This window comes from Klebsiella sp. PK18, assembly GCF_057784655.1.
The window spans coordinates 1170097-1192730 of record NZ_CM173493.1; the positions used below are offsets into that span (position 1 = coordinate 1170097).

Genomic DNA, 22634 nt, shown 5'->3' on the forward strand with positions numbered 1-22634 from the left:
CTTCCTCAGGCGTACTTCACGCCGGGCAGGACGCAGAGCATCTCGTACAGCAGGTTGGCCGCCAGCTGGGAGGTATTACCACTCACGTCGTAGGGGGGCGAGACCTCGACCAGATCGGCGCCAATCAGGTTCAGGCCGCGGCAGCCGCGGACGATCTCCAGCGCCTGAATGGAGGTCAGGCCGCCGACTTCCGGCGTCCCGGTTCCCGGGGCCCAGATGGGATCGAGGCTGTCGATATCAAAGCTGAGATACACCGGCCCGTCGCCCATCTGCTGGCGGACTTCGGCCATCAGTGGCGCCAGCGAGGTATGCCAGCACTGCTCCGCCTGCACCAGGCGAAAGCCCTGGTCAACGCCCCACTGGAAGTCGCCGGCGGCATAGCCCTGGGCGCGCTGGCCAATCTGCACCACCCGTTTGAGGTCGAGCAGTCCCTCCTCAACGGCGCGGCGGAAGGTGGTGCCGTGGGCGATTTTCTCTCCGAACATCTCATCATTGGTATCGGTATGGGCGTCGACGTGGATGAGCCCCACCGGACCATGTTTTTTGGTCAGCGCCCGCAGGATCGGCAGGGTAATGGTGTGGTCCCCGCCGAGGGTTAGCGGGATCAGCGGATAACTATTCAAACCGGTGTAGTAATCTTCGATAATTTGCACCGATTTGAGCAGGCTGTAGGTATTGATCGGCACATCGCCGATGTCGGCCACCGACAGCGAGTCGAACGGCGCGGCGCCGGTTGCCATATTGTACGGACGGATCATCACCGATTCGGCGCGAATATAGCGTGGTCCGTAGCGCGTTCCCGAGCGCTGCGAGGTGCCGATATCCAGCGGAATGCCGACAAATGCCGCATCAAGTCCCTGTAAATCTTCGATAAACGGCAGGCGCATCATTGTGGCGCGACCGGCGAAGCGTGGCATCTCATTGCCACCCTGCGGTTGGTGAAAGAGGTTATCCATGTCTGCTCCTGAATCTGACGGATGAAACGTAACAGGAGAGATAGTGCGCAACCCGCGCTGGACTTTACATCGTCTGACGTAAATACTCAGTTCATTTATTGGTGAACTAAATACGATGCATCACGACGCCAGCCTTAATATTCGACAGCTGCAGGTTTTCGAGGCGGTGGCCCGCCTGGAGAGCTATAGCCGGGCCCAGCAGGAGCTGGGCATTTCGGTCTCCGCCATCAGCAATGCCATGTCGCAGCTGGAGGGACAGCTTGGCTTCACCCTCTGCCAGCGCGGGCGCGGCGGTTTTTCCCTGACTGAGAAAGGTCAGCAGTTTTTACAGCAGGCGATCCGCGTGCTGAGTGAACTCAATGAGCTGGAGCGGCAGTCGGCGCTGCTCAAAGGGGAGCACAGCGGCACCTTGTGCATCTCGACGCTCGACTCCATCGAGACCGAAACGGCGCTCTCGCTGCCGGTGGTTCTGCGCAGCTTCAGCGACAAATTTCCCCATGTGCATATCAAACTGATTATTCGCACCCCGGCGGAGCAACTGAACGGCGTGCTGAACAACCATATCGACCTGGCCATCGGCAGCTACAACTCGCAGGTGCATAACATCATCAGCGAGCCGCTGTACCGCGAACAGCACTGGCTCTACTGCAGCGATCTGCACCCGATGTTCTTCAGCCGTCAGCTGGATAAAGAGCAGATCAGCCAGTGCCCGCTGGTGACCCGCAGCTACTGGAACACCAGCGATTTGCGCCGCCGGGGCTTCAGCAAAGGCAGCGCCACCGTCGAGACCGTCGACGCCCAGCTGTTGCTGATCCTCTCGGGGAAATATATTGGCTATCTGCCGGAGCATTACGCCTGGCCGTGGATCAAAGAGAACCGCCTGCGGGTGCTGCTGCCCAACGAGTTTGGCTTTCAGTCGCCGTTCTCCGCTATCTGTAAGCGCGGGCGCAGCAATGAGCCCTACCTGAAAGCGTTCCGCGACCTGTTGAAGAAAAACACGGTGGCGCGGCCGAAGTGGAATTACTGAGTGGGGTAGGGGCTTCCCTCCGCCGCGGTGGTGGCTCTGGCGCTCAGCGCGCAGCCTGGCGGTGGCATTTCTCCTGTTTAAAAAACGAACAGCAGCCGGTAGCCCGCCCGGGCTGCGGCTGCCAGGCAACTGCCTCCAGGTTATCCACAGGGTTAGGCGCCGCTGGTGTGGACAGGTCGCCGGGCAGCGCAGTCGTTAGCGATTCGCTTTAATGGTTTTTTCCGCAATCGCGATGGTGGAGAGTTTGTGCAGGCAGATCAGCGCCAGACAAATCCCGCAGGATCCGCTGCCGTTATGGCAGCGGATAGTTGGCGAACGGGGAGAGAATGATGTCTCCTGAACCGCCCGTCAACGGCTGACCCGTGCCAGATTTCAGCCAGTAATAAATCCTCGGGTGCCGTTACGCTTCTCCTATACTCATACGAGCATGCCGGAACGCCTGCCCAGACGAAGTTTGCCCGCCTCAAACGAGAGAGCGACACGCGCCATCTTTGTCGAGGGATATCATCCGCGGCCGCCGGGTCGCTTTGCAGCCTGAAGCAATACCACTTGTCAGCCTCATTTCACAAGGACAGCTCAACGTTATGTTGCGTACTGCGGCCTATATCAATATCGCCGCACGGTCATCGCTTTTCGAGGATTATTGTCATGGTTAAATTGCTGTTGCAGGGCTCATCCGGCCCGGAGGTTGTCCAGTTACGCGAGCGTCTGGCGAAAACGCTGGGGGCGGATGCGAAGATGTTTGCATTGCCTTCGAATAGCGACACGTTCGATGCCACGCTCGCCTCGGCGGTCCGACACTGGCAGTCGAATATCGGCATCATCGCCGATGGCGTCGTCGGTCCCTATTGCCAGAGCCTGTTGGCGCTTATCAAGCTGCCTGCGTTTGCGCTGCGGGCAGATGAGGTGCAGCATTTATTCCCCGCCACCAAACCATCCAATGTGCTGCGCTATCTGCCGTACGTCGCGGCAGCGTTAACCAGCGAAGGACTCACGACGATCCCGTTGATCCTGGCCGCCCTGGGGACCATCCGCGCGGAGACCGAAGGCTTTGTGCCGATTTCCGAATATCCCTCGCAGTTCAACACGCTGCCAGGGCTGCCGGCGTTCAGCGCCTACGACGCAGGGACCGACAAAGGCAAGAATCTTGGTAACATCAAACCTGGGGATGGCGCTAGGTTTCGCGGACGTGGTTTCGTACAGCTTACGGGGCGGTCGAACTACCAGAAATATGCTTCCCGCATAGGTGTGGACATTATCGGCTCTCCCGATTTAGCTAATGCACCCGAGGTGGCGGCGGTACTGTTGGCGATGTTCCTCGGCGATCGTCGAGAGGCGTTAACCACGGCCCTGACAGCCACGCCCCCCGACTATCGGAAAGCGCGCAGGCTGGTGAATGGCGGGGCGCACGGGCTGGATAGTTTCAAAAAAGTCTTCACGCTTGCAGCGGTCTTGCCAGCGGTTATGCAGCAGACCAGCCAGATTCAGGGCGCGGGAGCTGGCAGAGGGGCCAGACAGCAGGCGGGCGCCGCCGCGATCGCGGCCCCGGCAGAGGGACCGGTTCTCAATGCGTCGAAGGATCCGCTTGATCTGCGCGATCGTACCTATACGCCGCCGCCGGTGAGCCTACCGGACCGCTTTCCGGTTGATAAGGATATCGCCACGCTACTGACCGTCTACACCCAGGCGCAGCTGATCCTCGATCAGGGGCGGGAAGGCGCCTGCACGGGTTTTGGCTTAGCCTGCGTGGTGAACTATTTGCGCTGGCGTAAAGCTGGTTTCCCGAAAAAACTCGATTCAGTGAGCCCCCGCATGCTTTACAACTTTGCCCGGCGATACGACGAATACGCCGGGGAAGATTATGACGGTTCGAGCTGCCGTGGTGCGCTTAAAGGGTGGTTCCATCACGGCGTGTGTCTGGAGTCTGACTGGCCTTACCGGGAGCAGGAAAATATCCCGCCGCAATACGGATACGCAGAGCGCGCGGTGAATACGACGCTGGGGGTCTACTATCGTATTGATATCAAAAATATTACCGATATGCAGGCCGCCATCCATGACGTGGGGGCTATCTACGTTTCCGCCTTTACCCATGAGGGCTGGCAGACGGTCCCGACAGCGAAAAAGGCGCCCACCAATCATGACTCGCTGGCGGTCATCGCGTTCAATGGCAAGCCTACTAAAACGGGCGGTCATGCGTTTGCTCTGGTTGGGTTTAACCGCGACGGGTTTATCGTACAAAACTCCTGGGGTACAGAGTGGGGATGCGGTGGCTTCGCGGTACTGAGTTATGCCGACTGGCTGACCAACGCGATGGATGCCTGGGTGGCGGCGCTGGGCGTGCCCGGCGTGGTGCCAGGGCAGCTTGCAACGGGTTCGCCAGCCCTTGCCACACAGGCCGCCGCGGGTAATCACCCGCAGTGGTGGGACGAAACCACGGCCTATCAGCACAGTATTGTTATCGGCAACGATGGTCGGGTGGACCGCTACCTGACCCAGGACGAGATGACGCGTACGCTGATGTATCAGGGATGCGTATTGCCCGATCGTTGGTTTCGCTTACAACACGCAGAGACTAAACGCTTAGTCATTTATGCGCATGGCGGGCTCAACAATGAGGCCGGGTCGATTGCGCGGGCGGGGGCGATGGGACGTTATTTCACTGGCAACGATTGCTATCCACTCTTTCTGGTGTGGAAAACAGGGATCCTGGAGTCCATTGGCGATATCTTCTCCGACCATTTTCGCCGTGAACCCTCGCGCGCGGGTGGCGTGCGTGAGGCATTGACTGAGGCTTCCGATCTGCTGATTGAGGAAACTATTGGTCGGCCGGCCGCGAAGCCTCTGTGGAGCGAAATGAAGGAGAACGCTGAATTTAGTTGCGTTTCAGGACGCGCAGGCGATCTGCTGGTGACGGCCCTGCAAAAGTTAGTGGAAACCTGGGGGAAAGCGCTTGAAATTCATATAATTGGTCACTCGGCGGGCAGTATTATTCTCGGCCATTTCGTCGATCTGTTGTCATCCCGCGGCCTGGGTGACGCTCTCAAGTCTGCGCATCTCTATGCGCCGGCATGTACGGTACAGTTTGCCAACCGACACTATGCCCCGCATGAATTGCTGATGAAACGTATGTATCTCCATATCTTGTCCGATCGCATTGAACGAGCCGACAATGTGGCAGCTATTTATCGCAAGTCGCTCCTCTATTTCGTCTCCAACGCGTTAGAAGGGGATCGGCGAACACCGCTGCTGGGAATGGACAAGATACACGATAAAAACTACTCGGGTTGGGACGGTTCGTCGAGCACCGGGGAAGCATTGCGTAACTGGCGTCATGCTGCGGCTGAGGCGGGGCTGGAAAAGCGCGGCCGAACCAACATCATTGATATCGATAAGGTCCGTGGCGGCCCAGGCGTGATGATCGATGCTTCCCACGGCAGTTTCGATAACAACATTGACGTGATCAGCCTGACCCTGCAACGCATTGTTGAGAATAACCAGCTGAACGTACCGGTGGATGATCTTCGCGGTTTTTAGATGGCACGGTATGTGGTTGCCGGGTTTGTCATCCGGCAGCCTTTGCCCGTGAAATCAGAAAATTTACTTCGCAGGCTAACCGCAGATTGCTTCAAAAAAATTCCCGTATTTGTTATATTGTTGTTCATTGATTATTCACCTCTGCGGTGCCAAAAAGAACAAGATTCACCGCAACCCAGGACAATACCATGTTAGATTACCGCTTCCCGACAGCTTTGCAGATGGTTCTCAGCGTAGCAATGGCGGAGCAGATGGGTGAACGTTCGACGAGTGCGATTCTGGCCTACGGCCTGGAAGCGAACCCGAGCTTTATCCGTAAACTAATGGTTCCGCTTACTCGTGACGGCATCATCGTCTCCACGCTTGGACGCAACGGCTCTATTCATCTTGGCCGCCCGGCGGACAAGATCACCCTGCGTGATATCTATCTTTCGGTTATTGAAGATAAAAAGCTGTGGGCGTCGCGTCCTGAAGTTCCGGCTCGCTGCGTGGTCAGCGCCAACGCCTGTTGGTACTTCAAATCGATTGCCGATGAAGCAGAGCAGGCTTCGCTAAACGTCCTTGCTCGTCACACCGTGGCCAGCGCGCTGGAGGCGGTCAAAAATGGCGATAGCAGCGGCTGCGACCCGGTGCCGGAAATGATCGCCCGCTTTAAAAAAGCGCATTAATCATTTTCTGGTGACGAAAAAAAACCGCCTTCAAATGTGAAGGCGGTTTTTTGTTATCTGCTGCAGGCTAGGCGGGCAGATCCTCCTGGACCGGCTTCCTGCGGGTCACCAGTTTCCGCAGCGTCACGTAAAACACCGGCGTCAGGAACAGACCAAACAGCGTCACGCCCAGCATCCCGGAGAACACCGTGATCCCGGTGACACCGCGGACTTCCGCTCCTGCACCGTGGCCGAGGATCAGCGGAATGGTCCCGGCGATAAAGGCGATTGAGGTCATCACGATCGGGCGCAGACGCAGGCGGCATGCCTCCAGCGCCGCTTCCATGATGCCTTTCCCCTGGATCTCCAGCTCGCGGGCAAACTCGACGATCAGAATGGCGTTTTTACAGGCCAGGCCCATCAGGACCACCAGACCCACCTGCACGAAGACGTTGTTATCGCCCCCGGTCAGCCAGACGCCAAACAGCGCGGAGAGCATCGTCATCGGTACGATAAGGATCACCGCCAGCGGCAGGGTCCAGCTTTCATACAGTGCGGCCAGCACGAGGAACGCCAGCAGCACCGCCACCGGGAAGACGATCAGCGCCGTGTTGCCCTGGGTGGCCTGCTGGAAGCTCAGATCCGTCCACTCAATATTCATCCCATTCGGCAGGATCTGCTTCGACAGCTCCTCCAGATGCGTCATCGCCTGCGAAGACGAGAGGATCCGCGGATCGGCATCGCCAATCAGGTCCGCCGCTGGATAACCGTTGTAGCGGATCACCGGATCCGGCCCGTAGGTGGTACTGATATTCACCATACTGCCGATCGGCACCATTTCGCCCTGATTATTGCGGGTGCGCAGATTAGCAATATCTTCCACGCTCTCGCGGAATGGCCCATCGGCCTGGGCCATCACGCGCCAGGTACGCCCGAACTGGTTAAAGTCATTGACATAAGACGAGCCGAGATAGGTCTGCAGCGTGCCGAACAGATCGGTTAGCGACACCCCCTGCGCTTTCGCCTTATCGCGATCGACCTGCACGTCCAGCTGCGGCACGTTAGCCTGGTAAGTCGAGATCGGGAAGTGCATCCCCGGCGTCTGCATAATCGCCCCGGACATCGCATTCACCGCGCTTTGCAGCGCGCCATAGCCCAGCCCACCGCGATCCTGGATGTACAGGGAGTAGCCGGAACCCTGACCCAGTCCTAAAATCGGCGGCGGCAGGATGGAGAAGCCAAAGCCCTGCTGGATTTGCGCGATTTTGGCGTTGATCTCCGCGTTAATTTCCGCCGCCGTGTGTTTGCGCTGGTCGAACGGTTTCAGGCCAAAAAAGACCGTCCCGGTATTCGGCGTGTTGGTGAACTGCAGCGCGTTAAGCCCCGGGAAAGCGACCGCATAATCGACCCCTTCGGTATTCATCCCGATCTCGCTCATTTTGCGGATCACCGCATCGGTGCGCGCCAGCGACGAACCTTCCGGCATCTTCACGCCGCCAATGAGATACAGCTTATCCTGGGTGGGAATAAACCCGCCGGGGACGACCTTAAACATCACCCCAGCGGCGCAGAGCAGCAGCAGATACACCACAAACACCGCGCCACGGCGTCCGAGGGTTTTGCTCACCAGCCCCTGATAGCCGTTCGAGCTGCGCAGGAAAAAGCGGTTAAACGGACGGAAAATCCAGCCAAACAGACGATCGATCAGCCGGGTAGGGAGGTCTTTCTTCGCGCCGTGCGGCTTTAACAGCAGGGCCGCCAGCGCCGGGGAGAGCGTCAGCGAGTTGATGGCCGAGATCACCGTCGAGATGGCGATGGTCACCGCAAACTGTTTGTAGAACTGGCCGGTGACCCCGGAGAGAAACGCCATCGGCACGAACACCGCACACAGCACCAGCGCAATGGCGATAATCGGCCCGGAGACCTCACGCATCGCCTGATGCGCCGCGGCAAGCGGCGCAAGCCCCTCTTCGATATTACGCTCAACGTTCTCCACCACCACGATGGCGTCGTCCACCACGATACCGATAGCCAGTACCAGCCCGAACAGGCTCAAGGTATTCAGCGAGAAGCCCAGCAGATAGAGAATGCTGAAGGTCCCTACCACCGATACCGGTACGGCGATCAATGGGATAATCGACGCGCGCCAGGTCTGCAGGAACAGGATCACCACCAGCACCACCAGCACCACTGCTTCCAGCAGCGTCTGCACCACCGCGCGGATGGAGTCGCGCACGAAAACCGTCGGGTCGTACGGCGCCGCCCATTTCATATCTTCCGGGAAGCGGGTGGCCAGCTCGGCCATTTTGGCGCGTACCGCGTTCGACAGATCGATGGCGTTAGCCCCCGGCGACTGGAAGATACCGATCCCGACCGCATCCTTATTGTTGAGCTGGGAGCGCAGCGCATAGCTGCCGGAACCCATCTCGATGCGCGCCACGTCGCGCAGGCGGACCAGCGAGCCATCCTGCGCCGTTTTCAGAATGATATTGCCAAACTCTTCTTCGGTATGCAGACGGCCCTGGGCGTTAATGGAGATCAGGAAATCGCTCTCCTGCGGCAGCGGCTCGGCACCAAGCTGTCCGGCAGACACCTGGACGTTTTGCTCCTGCATCGCCGTCACCACATCCGAGGCTGTCAGACCGCGGGCCGCGACCTTATTGGGATCCAGCCAGACGCGCATCGCATATTCACCGGAGCCAAAAATCTGGATCTGGCCGACGCCGGGCAGGCGCGCCAGCTCATCCTTCACTTTCAGCGTGGCGTAGTTGCGCATATACAGCGAGTCGTACTTACCGTTTGGCGAAAACAGATGCACCACCAGGGTTAGCGTCGGAGACTGTTTCTGGGTGGTGATGCCCAGACGGCGTACATCCTCCGGCAGACGCGCTTCCGCCTGCGCGACCCGGTTCTGCACCTGAACCTGCGCCTGATCCGGGTCGGTACCCGGGCGGAAGGTGACGGTGGTGACCAGCACGCCGTCGGAGCCAGCGACCGATTTCATGTACATCATGTTTTCAACGCCGTTGATCGCTTCCTCCAGCGGCGTCGCCACGGTCTCGGCAATCACTTTCGGGTTGGCGCCGGGATACTCCGCGTGCACCTGGACGCTCGGCGGGACGACGTCCGGATATTCGCTCACCGGCAGCAGCGGGATAGCGATTAACCCGGTGATAAAAATTAAAATCGACAGCACCGCGGCGAAAATCGGCCTGTCGATAAAAAAGCGGGAAAAGTCCATGTGTTGGATTCTCTGATTAGGGATCAGTTGAGGGCGGCGCTGGTGGTCATGGCAACGGTTTTGGCATTCACCGGCATACCCGGCATAAACACTTTTTGTAACCCGTCGACGATGACGCTATCCCCAGGGTTCAGCCCCTTCTGAACGATGCGTAAACCGTCTGCCAGACGCCCCGGAGTAATATCACGTCGCTGCGCTTTACCATCTTTATCAACGATATAAACGTATTTACGGTCCTGATCGGTCAGTACCGCTTTGTCGTCGATCAGCGTGGCTTTGAACTCCGCGCTGCCCGGCAGACGCACGCGGGCAAACAGCCCCGGTGTGAACAGACGCTGCGAGTTATCCAGCAGCGCGCGCATGCGGATGGTGCCGGTACTCGGCGTTAACTGATTATCGAGAAAATCCACTTTGCCCTGATGGGGGTAGCCCTCCTCGCCAACCAGGCCAATCTCCACCGGGAGCGCCTGATTATCGCTGGACGCCCCTTGCCCACGGCGGGCGAGGTTTTGATAGTGGAGGTAGGTTGACTCGTCGACATCAAAGTAAACGTATACCGTCTTCTGCGAGACCAGAGTGGTGAGCACGCTGGCGGTGTCGCCCGCGGTGACCAGGTTACCGCTGGTGATCAGCGCCCGGCTGGCGCGGCCGTCAATAGGGGCGGTCACTTTGGTGAAGTCGAGGTTAAGCTGCGCGGCATCCACCGCCGCCTGCGCGGCGCGAATATCAGCCTGCGCCTGAACCGCGGCTGACCGGCGCTGCTCCCACTCTTCACGGGAGACAAGATTGGTATGGACTAATTTATCGGTGCGGTTCGCCTCGCTTTGCGCCAGGCTGGCCTGCGTTTTGGCTCTCGCCAGCGTCGCCTGCGCCTGCTCCAGCGCGGCGCGATAGGTTCTGTCATCTATGGTGAACAGCACCTGGCCCTTTTTCACCTCCTGACCGTCGGTGTAATTCACTTTATCAATATATCCCGAGACGCGAGGGCGAAGCTGAACGCTCTCCACCGCTTCAATACGACCGTTAAAACTATCCCACTGACTGATCGACTTCACCAGCACCTTAGCGGCGCTGACCGTCGGGGCGGGAGGCGCGGCATTTTGCGCGACGCTGTCGTCGCAGCCGACGAGCAGAAAGGAGAGCATCATCGCGCCGAGCGCGGTCAGGTGAATGTTTCCCCAGGTTTTTTGCAGGCTCATTATTTTTATTCCGGTAATTGTAGCCGCCGGGCAAGACGCAGCGTGAGAGGCCGCGCCACTTCCTTTGTCCGGGCTGGCTTAAGGCCATTTGTGTCGATCATCGCCACAAAACTGTAACAATTTCGAATACACTATCGCGGCGATTGTAGGAAGGCGCTTAACTAAGTGCAAGAATAATTGTTGCACTTTATGTGCGGTCCTGGCTGGAGACAAAAACCGCGATCCCGGCGTGGATTTAAATGTAACAATAAAACTTGCATTTTGTGTAAAAACAGGCCACCTTTAAATGCAACTGACAAAGATGCTTTTAACCGGCTGCGCGGAGGTAACACGATGAATACTGGCGCCATCATTCAGGATCTGATCGACTGGATCGACAATCATCTTGATAGCCGTCTGGATATTGACACCGTTGCCCGACGATCCGGCTATTCGAAGTGGCACCTGCAGCGGATCTTCAAAGAACATACCGGGCAGCCCCTCGGAGAATATATTCGGGCGCAAAAGCTGCAAAAGTCGGTCGAACGCTTAGCCCACAGCAACGAGCCGATCCTGAACGTGGCGATCGCCCTCGGCTTTGACTCCCAGCAGTCCTTCAACCGCAGCTTCAAGCGCCAGTATGGCCAGGCGCCCGGCGTCTGGCGCCGGAGTATCAGCCGCTCTGCAGGGCAAGCATCTCGTCAGTGATCTTCATGACCAGGGAGGATCAGTCCTGACCCGGTCCATGATCGAATTTGCTGCCTTTGCCGATGGCATAGAACTGCCCGCCTGCGACATAGTGAACGGTCCGCAGCTCGTCCGGCGCATCATCAAAAATCCAGTGTCCGTTACGGAATACCCGATCATCGCTCCAGGCGGCGACGATATCGCCCAGAAACAGATTGTGTTGCTGCTGAATGTCCGGGTAGGGCATCACTTTGCACACCAGCCAGCCCGCGCAGCCTGCCACGAGGGGGATGTCGAACCCCGGCTGATAAATGAAGGGGATGGAGTCATTTTTATCCGGCGCGTCGGCATAGCTGCGCCCGCCAGCGTAGAGGACGGTTGCCATCTGGCTGACTACGGGGATCTGCACCACGTAATAGCCGCTCTTTTCCACCAGCTGACGTGTGAAGGCCTGGGGGCCGATATAGGCCACCACTTTTCGCTCGCCTGCCAGCCCAACCCAGGCGGCTGACATGACATTTTCGACGCCATCATATTTTGCGGAAATCATGGTGGTGGACCCGACCTGCAATAAACGATAGGCCTTACTTAATTCGACAGGCTGAACGGACATGGTTTTTCCTTTGTGCATGCTATTTAACGTAATGATTATCTGGATATTTATTGAGGGCATGTTCATTTTCGGGCCCCCTTCGTCATCCACCGAGCAACGATACGCCAGTCGATTAAGCGCAAAAAGGTGCGTAAATTGTTTTCATTATTCATAATTAACGAATAATCATGCCGTCTGTCGGTAAGTTGCTTGCTTCAGGAGAGAAAGAAGGTGGATCGTATCCAGGCTATGCAGATGTTTATGCGCGTCGCGGAGGCAGGGAGCTTCGTGCGTGCCGCGGAAACCCTTTCCCTGCCTGCCTCCACTGTCACCAGTACCATTAAAAACCTTGAGAAATACCTGAAGGTGCGGCTGCTGAACCGGACCACAAGGCGGGTGAGCCTTACCCCGGAAGGGATGCAGTATCTGGCGCAGTGCCGGGAAATTCTCGCCCTCATCGAACATAGTGAATCCACCCTGAGCGAGTCTGTCGCGCGGCCTCAGGGGCGCCTGCGAGTTGATATGCCCGCGGGCATCGCGCATTTCATCGTCATGCCGCATCTGCCGGACTTTTACCGGCGCTATCCCGATATCTACCTGATGATCGGCGTCAGCGATCGGCAGGTCGATCTGATTCAGGAAGGCGTCGACTGCGTGATACGCATGGGAGAGCTGAACAACTCCAGCCTGGTGGCCCGCCCTCTGGGCCGCTTTCGCTGGGTGACCTGCGCGTCACCGGACTATCTCAGGGAATATGGCGTGCCCCCGTCACCGGAGGCGCTCTCTCAGCACCGGGCGGTGCATTATTTCTCCGGTCAGGCGAGGCGGGCCGATGAGTTCCGCTTCGTTCGCCATGGCGAGACCTTTTCTGTACCCGTCAGCGGCAACGCCGCGGTGAATGAAACGGGGCTCTATATAAAAATGTGCCTGGCGGGCTTCGGGCTGGCGCAGCTGGCGGAGAATATCGTTGCTGACCACCTGCAGGAGGGGAGACTGGTGGAAGTGCTGACGGACTGGCAGCCGCCCCCGGTACCCGTCACATTGCTCTATCCGCACCAGCGCTTTCTCTCTCCCGCCGTGCGGGCGTTTGCTGAGTGGATGAGCGAGGTGGTCTGAGGGAGGTATTGCTTACGATATAGCACGTCGGGAGCCCCGCCAGGGAGGGGAGGGTTCCTGCAGAAATATCTGGTCTGCTGATGAATCGCTCGATATTCTGTAATGCTTTGTCTTTTTTGTGAACAGGAAAAAGTATGCTGAATACGCTACCCGATTTACACAGAAGTTTTGCAGAGCAACTGAAGCTTAAATTACAGTCTGATTCGCGGATCCACTCCCTTCTCGCTGGCGGCTCGTTTATCCATGGCGGGTTTGATCAATACTCCGATCTGGATTTTGTGGTGGTGGTCGACCCTCTCTATTATAACGAAATCATGGCTCAGCGTATGGCGTTCGCCGGAACGCTCGGCCATCTGCTACATGCTTTCACCGGGGAACACGTCGGTGAGCCTCGCCTGCTGATCTGCCTGTTTGGCCCGGAACTTCTGCATGTCGATCTGAAACTTATCACTCTGGACATGCTCACTCAGCGCGTTGAAGAGCCTGCCGTGTTATTTACCCGAGATAACGATGCTCTCGAGCGACAACTGGCAAAATTTAGCGCGCACTGGCCGAATATGACGCCGGAGTGGTTTGAGTCCCGAGCCTGGATCTGGCTGCATTATGCCGGGGTTAAACTGGGCAGGGGCGAACTCTTCGAAGCGCTGGGGATGCTGTCCTTCTTCCGGGAACAAGTGCTGGGGCCGATGCTGTTCCGTCGCGCCAATCTACCGCAACGCGGCGTTCGCCGAATAGAAACCCTCGGCATTGATCCCGATGGCCTGCTGACTTCCACCCTGGCAACGCACGATCGTCACTCTGTCGGGATTGCCATCCGAAGGGCTGCTGACGCTTATGTCACTCTGCGGGCTGATGCGCTGCCTGACAATATCGCAGACGATGCAGCGCGTCGGGCGGTCCTTGCCATGCTGGACGCGTATTCTGACAAGAGGTAAATCTATCCCTCCGGCCGCTAACGCGGCCGGAGGGTGAAAGGGTTGTGCGAGATGTCGCGGATATTCTCATTCTGAGAGGAGGGCGGGTTATCGCCAGCGAGAAAACTACCCCTGGCCCGGTTTGTTCCGCACCGCCAGACGATTAGAGTTTATCCAGTTCACGCACGGTACGTTCATTGACGATATTACCCGTATTCAGGGTCGATTTTGGCTCCAGTAAAACGACGCAGCACTCTTCGGTTAACGCTTCAGGACAATGCTCAGTTCCTTTCGGCACAATAATAAACTCACCGGCATCAAGAATGATATCGCCTGTTCTTAAGCCCATTCGCAAGCGGCCGCTGACCACAAGAAAAAGCTCGTCCTCCTGTTCATGATGATGCCAGTCAAATTTTCCGGATAATTTAGCCAGTTTGACATATTCGTTATTCATTTCGCCGACAATTTTCGGGCTCCAGTAATCGCTGAACAGAGCAAAACTGTCTTTTAAATTAACTTTACGCATTCATCTTCTCCGTCACACATATTTAATGCGGGTGGGTTGATTTCGTCATAAAAAAGAGCAGGCATTGGGCCGCACGGCGCACAGCCGGGTTAGGCGATATTGAGCGCTAATATAAAGACGTCAGGACCATCAGGAAAGTGACCGTATTATGGCCAGATTCCCGGCTATTACGCCTGCTTTGCTTTGTGGGGAAATACAGCGCAAGCAGGCCGGCTCTGCTGTTCGAAATAACAATACAGTTAACCCGCAAACTGAACAACGGGTTTCCCGATGACGGGGGAAGATATTTATCAGTTCGCAATCAATCGACTGAATTTAATTAGTTTTATTTTTAAAATAATTTTCCCTCAGGCATTCAGCGGACCGTTTTTGTTTCTTTAAGTGAACAGATGTCCGAAACGCCGGCGCCATATCTCAGGTTTCCAGGTCCGATAATGGCGCGGCGGAGTTAACCGGGCTCGAGGTGAGTCATCACCACCGTCGCGCTAACCGCCGTTTCCGTTGCGCTGTACGTGTGCGCAATCTCCGCAGAGAAGGCATAAAAATCCCCGGGCTCCAGGGTGATGACTTCATACTGGCTCAAGCGCAGGCGCAGAGTTCCGCTGTGTACCAGAATATGTTCATGCGCCCCCTCTGAATGTCCGTGGCTGTGGATGGTGACCCGCGGTTCCATTTGCAGCAACCATATCTCGGAGGTATTGCCGGGGCCGATGCGGAATTTCATCATTTGCGAATACTCGCCCGGCACAGGGCGATATTTTTCAAAGCGGGGATACATCCTGCTGCCGCTTAGCAAATCGCCGACCGGTAAACGTAACGCGGTGGCGATAGCGTCCAGCGTATCAACTCGGGGACTGGAAGATCCTGATTCCAGCTTGGATAACGCTCCCTTTGAAACCCCTGACAATTTAGACAGATCGTTTAACGAAATCCCCCGGGACTGCCGTAGTCGTCTTATTTTACTGCCGATATTTAATGACAACGCAGCTGGTTTATCGCGTTCTGAATCTGCCATTATTGCCTCCCTCCCCGAGTGAGTCCTTCTCATCCGAATAAACGCCCCGCCCAGTCGAGATAGCGGTAGGGACATAACACTGCTGTCGCTGGCCTGATATGTCATCGCTGCATCAACAGTCAGTGATTCTTCACGCGCCCGCCATGCCTGAATACCACGTTTATCCTTTCAAATGAACCATTTTGGTGTTTCCCGGTTTGATGGGCAGTCTGGGTAACGGGAGATATTGCACATTGAATCTGTTCGTTGCGTTCGGATGTTGCCGGGCTGTTTTAAGCGAAAAATGGACGATTCTGGAGTAACGGATTGTTTATTGATGTAAGCAGGGGCCGTTATTTTCCCCACTTCTACAGTGGGGGTTTGAGGATCTGTATCAGGAAATGATGCCGGTGTTGCCATATCTAGTAATGCACCAGCCCGCCATCTACCGCGTACTGACTGCCGGTGACATAGGATGCATCATCAGAAAGCAGGAAAAGTGCGACAGCAGATGCTTCTTCCGCGGTTCCTGCCCGGCCGAGGGGGACCTGGCTGACAACAAAATCTTCAAACTGCTGACGCGACTCTTCCGGCATGAAATGTCTAAAGTTCGTTTCGATCGGACCCGGTACCAGCGTATTGGCGCGAATACCCCGCACAGCCAGCGCGGAGGCCCAGCTTTTAACCATTGCGACAACTGCGCCTTTCGTTGCTGCATAGAGGCTGGTCATTGCCGCACCTTCATATACAGATGAAGATGAGGTGACAAGAACAGATGCGCCTGAATTGAGGGAACCAGAAAGAGCGGCAAGCTGTAGCATCGGGCCACGGACGTTAGCATTCATCATGCGATTAAAAACATCAGCGGTCACCGATTCCGGAGCACCTACTTCTGCGAAGCCAGCATTAAGCCATAGTCCGTCGAGTGAACCCCAGCCGCTTATCGCTGCCTGAAGAACGCTTATATCGGCTTCGCTGGCTGCATCGTTTTTCAGAATGAGAGATGATTCAGGCAGTAGACTACGGGCGCGCTTCAGCCTTTCATCATTGAGGCCGGTAATGGCAACATCGCCGCCCTCACTAACAATGCGCAGTGCGCCTGCCAATCCCATACCGCTGGTACCGCCGGTGATAAGTATGCGTTTACCTTGAAATCTGCCCATGATTCGCCTTTCTTTGTCTTTAGAACCATCACGTACCTTACGAAGATAACTATCAGTCGTCATCTGTTTCATCACGCAATGGTGACATTATGGTTGCAGCGTTGGCATTTGGCACGAAGCGGGGTGGGGGTCAATGCTGATTGTGGCCCTTTTTTCAGCGTCGGGGGAGTGTATTTGAAGTACTAGATCTTTCTGCCGAATGGCTTAATCAACAACGCCGGTCCGTCGCCATCGCGTAGCCGCTACGCGGTATTCTGCGCCCTGGCGGCAGCGATGGCAGTATTGGTTCGGTATTTCAATAGGTTAGACATGTTTTGCACCATGATTTTTTACGTTACGGCATCGTGATGCAAAACAAGCATAGATGATGCTCGAGATTGATACAGAGAATATGACCGCACAGGTAACAAAAAAGCCCTCAGGGCTTGCGCCGTGCGGGCTCTTAGGACTTCATCGGATGACTCTGGTAATCACCGATGGAGAATTTTGGGCTGGCGGAGTCTGAATTAATTATGTAAGTATATAAATTTAAATTATTTTAATGTATTCAACTTTCATTTGTGTACCTAAACGTGTACCAATTATGGAATGTCATAGCATTCTTACCTATCTAAAGTTGTCGATTGTTCTTCCTCCTGATGATTTTTCTGTATCTACAAAGGCTAGAGAAAAAGTTTTTTTGCATTTAACTGTTCACACTGTCCATCTCCTTATTTTTCTTTTTAATATCATGATGATAGATGGTGATCAGTTGGTGAGGAGTGAACAGTCAACTCTTCACCTCAGAGCGTTTCTGGCCTGTTACCGGCGACCATCACTGCAATACGATGGTGATGAGGTGGAAGTAAAAAGTTTTTTTGGTGAAAACTGTTCACACTGTTCACTTCGGGGCTTTTTAATTTATTTTCAATGTGTTAGCTCGTGAATACTCGGTGAACAGTGAACACTTTACTGTTCACCTCCGCAGGCTATAGGTACAGGCGTTATAGTATGCTGTGATCGTGAAGCGTGAATGGGTATCGTTATTGCCCCGCCACTGCTGTTTATTGCTGATACCTGCACGAAGGCTTGAAGTTTAAGGCAATAAACTATTTGCTAAAAGTTTATGTTGTTGCTATAAAATTATTTTCCATTCTTTTGGTGTTGAGAATGAGTGATAATAAAAAGATTCAGGTTTCAACCTCTAATGAAAAGAAATACAAATGTAACCCGAAACATAGGAATACTAAACCAGAGTCAGACAAAACTATATGGTTAGTAACTGAATCTCAAGAAGAAGTTTTCTTTTGGTCATCAGTTGCAAAAAGTTATGTATGCGATAAAAATTGTTATTGGTGGGTGAGTGTTGCAACAGAAACGAGTGAAAAAAACATAATCGGAAGAACTGATGTGAATTATGCATATATTGCAAAATTTAAATCAGACCATAATAATGAATGGCATGGCTATCCAGTGACAGCGGAAAGGACGCCACATGATGTTCCACATACAACTATTTTGGATGAATGGAAGAGACTTAAGTTCTTTTCTAAAAAAGAGGTTTCAGATCTTAAAAAAGGGAGGGGCTATGTCAAATCTTGCGCTTGATCTTAAAATAGAAGGGGACTTCATAGATTCTTTTATTTATTCTGGGGTTTTATATCTCCTTGATTCTGAATTTAGGTTCACATCCTATTCTTGGAATTCTTTGTGTGATTTTATCTTAAAAAGAAATGGATTCAAATTTAGCGATGCGAATTTTATCTTAAAATACTCAAAAGATAATAGAAATAACAATAATTCAGCACATACAATAGATACAAACATTAGTGAAAGTGAGCTTCTTTCGCTTAAAAAAGATTCTATAGATATTAATACTTGGCCATCAGATATAAATTTATTCTCAAATAAATTATATTTCTCTGGTGATGATGGTGTTTATTTTATAAATACAAGTCATATGACTGCTGAATTTGATAAGAGAAAAATGCAAAAAGTTTTCGGCATGAAAAGTTTCTCTATATCCCCTAATACAAACAATAGACTTGCATTAGCAGTTGGCCGTGAAGGTGTTTTTACATCAACTTTAAAATATGGAAGTAAAATACCAGCTGAATCTAAAGTATCCGATAGAAGTTGCATCGATATAGATTGGATGAATGATAATCTTTTCATTAACTCAGATACTCTTGTTGTTGAGCGGTTTTGTAAGATTGAAAATAAAAATAAAGCTGAGTCTAATGATTTGTTTGTAGCGATAAGAAGCGAAATATCAAAGGGATATGAAGAAGAAAATGTTATTTCTGGAGAGTTATTTAAGAAAGCCTATAATAAATATGTTGAAGCAATCTTAGATAAGCCTCCTGAAACTTTGCGCTTAAAGGAAAATTATAAATATGGATGGTCTAGTGGTGATTGCGATTTCATATTAAACCAAGATGATAGAATACTAGCTCAGGATAACATGACTGGTGAACAGCGGCATGTTTTATTGGGGGAGTATTCCTCAGGGTTAATTAAGGTTAGAACATCGGGCTGCGGAACGATTATGGAATCAAAAGATGGTCGACTATTTATGGTTTCGGAACATGAATTTAAAGGTATATCGAGCGAATTTGTTTCCTGGCGAGTTTTTCCTAGGGCAAAAAACCATGCTAATCACTTGCATATAATAAATGATGAAAATATAAATATTCTGATTTATAACAAAAGAGAGTCCATCTTTAATACTTTTCTCTCGAAAGGAAATGATGATGAGTATAATTATAAAATATCCAGCCTGATCAGTTAGAATGTTGTTTTTGGAGTGGTGGTATGTAATAAATTCCACCATTTTTATTGAGGTGTACAGGTGTGAGTTATTATAAGGTATTCGCCATAATTTCGTGTGACTATTAATTATTCAAGGCATTAAAAAGTAAAGGCTAATTATAAAGATAAAGGCTAATCTAGGTTATATGGGTGAGCTATTTTTCAGTAGTTACAGGAATAACTAATGATTTAAATTGTTAAAGAATATTTGTGGAAGTGCTATTTTAGACTCTTGAATGTCTGCTCCTGCACTGAGTGGTCTGATAACCTTTGAGGGTAAAAGTTTTTTCTGGAAAAACTGTTCACACTGGCCGGTGTTCAGGTAAAAAAAGACCGGCAATGCCGGTCCGGGTAGGTCATGTCGCGGTGGGTTCATCGCACTTCGGCAGCCAGTCGGCGTTGCTTTCCTCCCTGAGGGCTAGATTGGTCTGCATACCCTGATTTGTGCGGCGCTTTTCGTAATTCAGTCCGTATTCTTTCAGCATGGCTGAGAGCCCCTTGCCGAACATGGTCAGGCTGAGCGCATTCCTGTAGCCGTGGGCCTCCATGTACACCAGATAGGCGTGATACAGATACAGGCGCGGCTGGCGCGGAATAATGTTGGCGTTCCCCATATACATCCCGTCCGGCTCCGGCAGTGCCTCCAGATAGCCGCAAAAATCAAACGTTGGGTCAGCATCGCGTTTAATACTGAGCGCCTCGTCGGAGTTCTGCTGCGACTGGAGCAGGGCGCGGGCACTCATCGGGTCGCTGAACTGCTGCATCAGCTGGCGTACAATCACAGCCAGCTCACGGGCGATTTTATCCCTGAGCTGCGGGTCGCGCTCCTCCGGGGCTATCTGCTCCGGGAAGTGGATGATTACCCGGCGACGTGACACGCCGCCGCTGCGGTCGGTGAAGCGCATCGGGTTATTGTTGACCGCCAGAATGACCGCCGGAATATGCGTCGAGTACGGATTCTGGTATTTCGGGTCAACGGAGACTGCATCGCCGCCGGTGATGGCTTTGAGTCCGGCACCGTCACCGCTCCATTTCTCCTGGTCAGGCAGACGAATGAGCGAGAAGCCAATCAGGGAGGCACGCTTGCGGGGATCTTCCAGCGTGTCGATATCGGCTGACGTGGCGTTATCCTCTCCGGCCAGCATCGTGGCAATTTCGGCGAGAATACTTTTCCCGCTGCCGCCTAGCCCGGTCACTTCACGAAGCGTGCAGGCGAGGCGGGGAAAGTCTTGGGCTCTCATTTAAAATCATTTAACTTATTACTTTTTAATTGACTTAGAGCTTCAAAGTTAATTCACAGGTAAATTATTATCAACCTAAAGGAGGGGGCTAAATTCGGTTACAAATTTGTAATGAATATGTAATTGTATATGGTGTTAACAAGTCCTTATTCCAATAAAATGTAAGCAACCTCACATATGTAAAAATATAGTCTATTTTGTACTTTGATAAATTTGCTATTAATAATTTGTCATACCGAACGATTTACTACACACACTATAATTATGATAAGGTTCTCTTATGAAAATATCATTTTTTGGAGTTGATAATTTTCGCACCATCTCTGGTGGTATCGAAAACAATAAGATAATTTTTAAGGATACTAATACTTTATTTATATATGGGGCTAATAATGCCGGAAAATCGACTTTTTTAAAGGCGTATGTATTTTTTTATTCAAATGAAAAACCTACAGGTAATGATTTTTATAAATGTGATGATAAAAATTCTATCGAATTCGAGTTAGAGGTTGAGCTCGATGATCTAGATAAACAAAGGATAGAAGAGAAAGCTCCTAAACAAAAAGAAAGCTACAAAAAATATTTAAAAAATGATTATATAAGAATAAAGAAAGTTTGGAGTAAAAACGGTTCGAAGATAGAAGATAAGAATTTTACCTACGATTATAATAGTGACAAATATGATGAGGTTGGATATGCGACAGTTGGTTTGCATACAGTTTTTCAATCTTGCTTGCCAAAACCTGTATTCATTAAAGCGATGCCGACAGAAGAGGAAGCAAAAAAAATACTTAATGACATATTAAAGTTGATGGCTGAAAGTACTCTTAAAAAAGATGATCTCGCAGAATTAAAGGCGGCACAAGATAAGATAAAAGAGTTGCAGGATAGGATGTACGATCCAAAATTAATTGACGCATATCAAGCATCTGTTAATGATTATTTTAATAAGATATTCGGCGATACGGAAATATATTTCAAAGATCAAAAGGATAGGGTTGTTTGGACAGAAAATAAACTTGGAAAGGATTTTGATATTGAGTTTCTGAAAAAAAATGGTGATGGTGTAGTAGATGCTAACATACCGTCTACTTATAGCAGTGTAGGTCATGGAACAATCAGAACGGCAATCTTTACCTTGCTATTAATGCGAGATGTTGCTGAGCGGTTTGAGAGAAAACAAGGGCGTAAAGATTACATGGTCCTTTTTGAAGAGCCTGAACTGTTTCTTTATCCAAGGATAGTTAAGGAACTTCGTGATCTTATTTATCAAGTTAGCGTTGAAGATCTTCCTTATCAAGTGCTTTGTGCATCACATTCATCTTCTATGATAGACCTTTCAAAACCTAAATCTTCTATAATACGCTTGGTAAATAACAGAGAGGGGACCAAAACATACCAAATAAATGACCAGTTTTTGAAGGATGCGAAGGGGATAGTGACCAACGATGAACTCAAGCAGGAAATGTATGAAGTATTGAGATTTAATCCTTATATATGTGAATCATTTTATGCAGATGAGGTTCTTTTGATTGAAGGCCCAACGGAGGAGATAATATCTAGAGCATACTTTCAGGAGTTCCCTTCTCAAAAAACAGTATTCGTTCTTAATTGTGGTACTGTAACTAACATCCCCTTCTATCAAAAAATTTTCTCACGTTTCAATATTAAATATCATGTGATTTGTGATACTGACAAAGCTTCAATCCTAAGTATTGATGAGAGTGGTAACCCATGCTTTGATTCTGGGATACAAAAAACCATATCAGACCAGCATTCTTACGATAAAAAACAAAATAATAAGAATGTTGGTTTGCTTAGAACTCACTCCATCACTTTTGAACCAGCACATCAAAGCACAGATATACCTGATTTCTTGAGATTTGTCGATAGTGGTGATAAAAGTAAGCCGTTTAATGCAAACCTATATTGGAAGGATATTCTAAAGCCTAATATCACTCATCAAGATATAAATAAAGTTCCAATTATAAAATATCTTAATGAAATTATAGCTCACTAAGCCAT

General features: G+C 51.9%; 16 protein-coding genes and 1 pseudogene. 9 read left to right on the plus strand and 8 right to left on the minus strand.

The genetic code is table 11. The features are described 5' to 3' along the window. Positions 1 to 5 precede the first annotated feature (5 nt). Positions 6 to 956, minus strand: coding sequence for an agmatinase (gene speB / locus AC3EMD_RS05815; RefSeq protein WP_004145693.1), 951 nt, complete (start codon positions 954 to 956; stop codon positions 6 to 8). Positions 957 to 1071: 115 nt separating this feature from the next. Between speB and AC3EMD_RS05820 the strand changes: the two genes are divergently transcribed. From AC3EMD_RS05820 to oqxR, 3 genes are all read left to right on the plus strand, one after another. Continuing rightward, complete coding sequence (locus tag AC3EMD_RS05820; protein WP_002914199.1) at positions 1072 to 1983, plus strand: LysR family transcriptional regulator; 912 nt, start codon at positions 1072 to 1074, stop codon at positions 1981 to 1983. A 648-nt stretch (positions 1984 to 2631) separates the two neighbouring features. Continuing rightward, the gene (locus AC3EMD_RS05825) at positions 2632 to 5520 is read left to right on the plus strand and encodes a C1 family peptidase (RefSeq protein WP_302073980.1); all 2889 of its coding nucleotides are present in this window, start codon (positions 2632 to 2634) and stop codon (positions 5518 to 5520) included. 188 nt (positions 5521 to 5708) lie between these two features. Next, a complete protein-coding gene (oqxR, locus tag AC3EMD_RS05830) occupies positions 5709 to 6188 on the plus strand; it encodes an efflux pump transcriptional repressor OqxR (RefSeq protein WP_008806108.1) in 480 nt (159 codons plus the stop codon). 67 nt (positions 6189 to 6255) lie between these two features. On the opposite strand, the gene oqxB is transcribed toward oqxR, so the two are convergent. Beyond that, a complete protein-coding gene (oqxB, locus tag AC3EMD_RS05835; protein WP_302073981.1) occupies positions 6256 to 9408 on the minus strand; it encodes a multidrug efflux RND transporter permease subunit OqxB in 3153 nt (1050 codons plus the stop codon). 23 nt (positions 9409 to 9431) lie between these two features. After that, entirely contained in the window at positions 9432 to 10607 is a 1176-nt protein-coding gene (oqxA, locus tag AC3EMD_RS05840; RefSeq protein ID WP_008806106.1) for a multidrug efflux RND transporter periplasmic adaptor subunit OqxA, read from the minus strand. Between the two features lie 333 nt (positions 10608 to 10940). Between oqxA and rarA the strand changes: the two genes are divergently transcribed. Then, positions 10941 to 11294: an efflux pump transcriptional regulator RarA gene (rarA, locus tag AC3EMD_RS05845; RefSeq protein ID WP_048268071.1), complete on the plus strand. Its 354-nt coding sequence runs from the start codon at positions 10941 to 10943 to the stop codon at positions 11292 to 11294. A gap of 19 nt (positions 11295 to 11313) precedes the next feature. Here rarA and AC3EMD_RS05850 read toward each other — a convergent pair whose 3' ends face one another. Next, complete coding sequence (locus AC3EMD_RS05850) at positions 11314 to 11886, minus strand: flavin reductase family protein (RefSeq protein WP_012540824.1); 573 nt, start codon at positions 11884 to 11886, stop codon at positions 11314 to 11316. Positions 11887 to 12096: 210 nt separating this feature from the next. Here AC3EMD_RS05850 and AC3EMD_RS05855 point away from each other — a divergent pair, with 210 nt between their 5' ends. Both AC3EMD_RS05855 and AC3EMD_RS05860 read left to right on the plus strand, forming a co-directional pair. After that, positions 12097 to 12981, plus strand: a complete 885-nt coding sequence (locus AC3EMD_RS05855) for a LysR family transcriptional regulator (RefSeq protein ID WP_048268070.1) — start codon at positions 12097 to 12099, stop codon at positions 12979 to 12981. A 134-nt stretch (positions 12982 to 13115) separates the two neighbouring features. Then, positions 13116 to 13916 (plus strand): hypothetical protein, encoded by an 801-nt coding sequence (locus AC3EMD_RS05860; protein WP_048268069.1) that lies wholly within the window; start codon positions 13116 to 13118, stop codon positions 13914 to 13916. Positions 13917 to 14058: 142 nt separating this feature from the next. On the opposite strand, the gene AC3EMD_RS05865 is transcribed toward AC3EMD_RS05860, so the two are convergent. From AC3EMD_RS05865 to AC3EMD_RS05875, 3 genes are all read right to left on the minus strand, one after another. Further along, positions 14059 to 14421, minus strand: a complete 363-nt coding sequence (locus tag AC3EMD_RS05865) for a cupin domain-containing protein (RefSeq protein WP_023290697.1) — start codon at positions 14419 to 14421, stop codon at positions 14059 to 14061. Positions 14422 to 14869: 448 nt separating this feature from the next. Then, positions 14870 to 15436 (minus strand): helix-turn-helix domain-containing protein, encoded by a 567-nt coding sequence (locus AC3EMD_RS05870; protein WP_048268068.1) that lies wholly within the window; start codon positions 15434 to 15436, stop codon positions 14870 to 14872. A 401-nt stretch (positions 15437 to 15837) separates the two neighbouring features. Then, positions 15838 to 16578, minus strand: a complete 741-nt coding sequence (locus AC3EMD_RS05875) for an SDR family oxidoreductase (RefSeq protein ID WP_048268386.1) — start codon at positions 16576 to 16578, stop codon at positions 15838 to 15840. Positions 16579 to 17727: 1149 nt separating this feature from the next. Here AC3EMD_RS05875 and AC3EMD_RS05880 point away from each other — a divergent pair. Both AC3EMD_RS05880 and AC3EMD_RS05885 read left to right on the plus strand, forming a co-directional pair. Further along, a complete protein-coding gene (locus tag AC3EMD_RS05880) occupies positions 17728 to 18165 on the plus strand; it encodes a hypothetical protein (protein WP_142668259.1) in 438 nt (145 codons plus the stop codon). Beyond that, the gene (locus AC3EMD_RS05885) at positions 18146 to 19348 is read left to right on the plus strand and encodes a hypothetical protein (protein ID WP_142668263.1); all 1203 of its coding nucleotides are present in this window, start codon (positions 18146 to 18148) and stop codon (positions 19346 to 19348) included. The genes AC3EMD_RS05880 and AC3EMD_RS05885 overlap by 20 nt, the downstream gene beginning before the upstream one ends. Positions 19349 to 19724: 376 nt before the next feature. Here AC3EMD_RS05885 and AC3EMD_RS05890 read toward each other — a convergent pair. Then, a pseudogene (locus AC3EMD_RS05890) lies at positions 19725 to 20567 on the minus strand (DNA primase family protein); the annotation flags it as partial. Positions 20568 to 20889: 322 nt separating this feature from the next. Between AC3EMD_RS05890 and AC3EMD_RS05895 the strand changes: the two are divergent. Continuing rightward, a complete protein-coding gene (locus tag AC3EMD_RS05895; RefSeq protein WP_110224887.1) occupies positions 20890 to 22629 on the plus strand; it encodes an ATP-dependent nuclease in 1740 nt (579 codons plus the stop codon). Positions 22630 to 22634 lie beyond the last annotated feature (5 nt).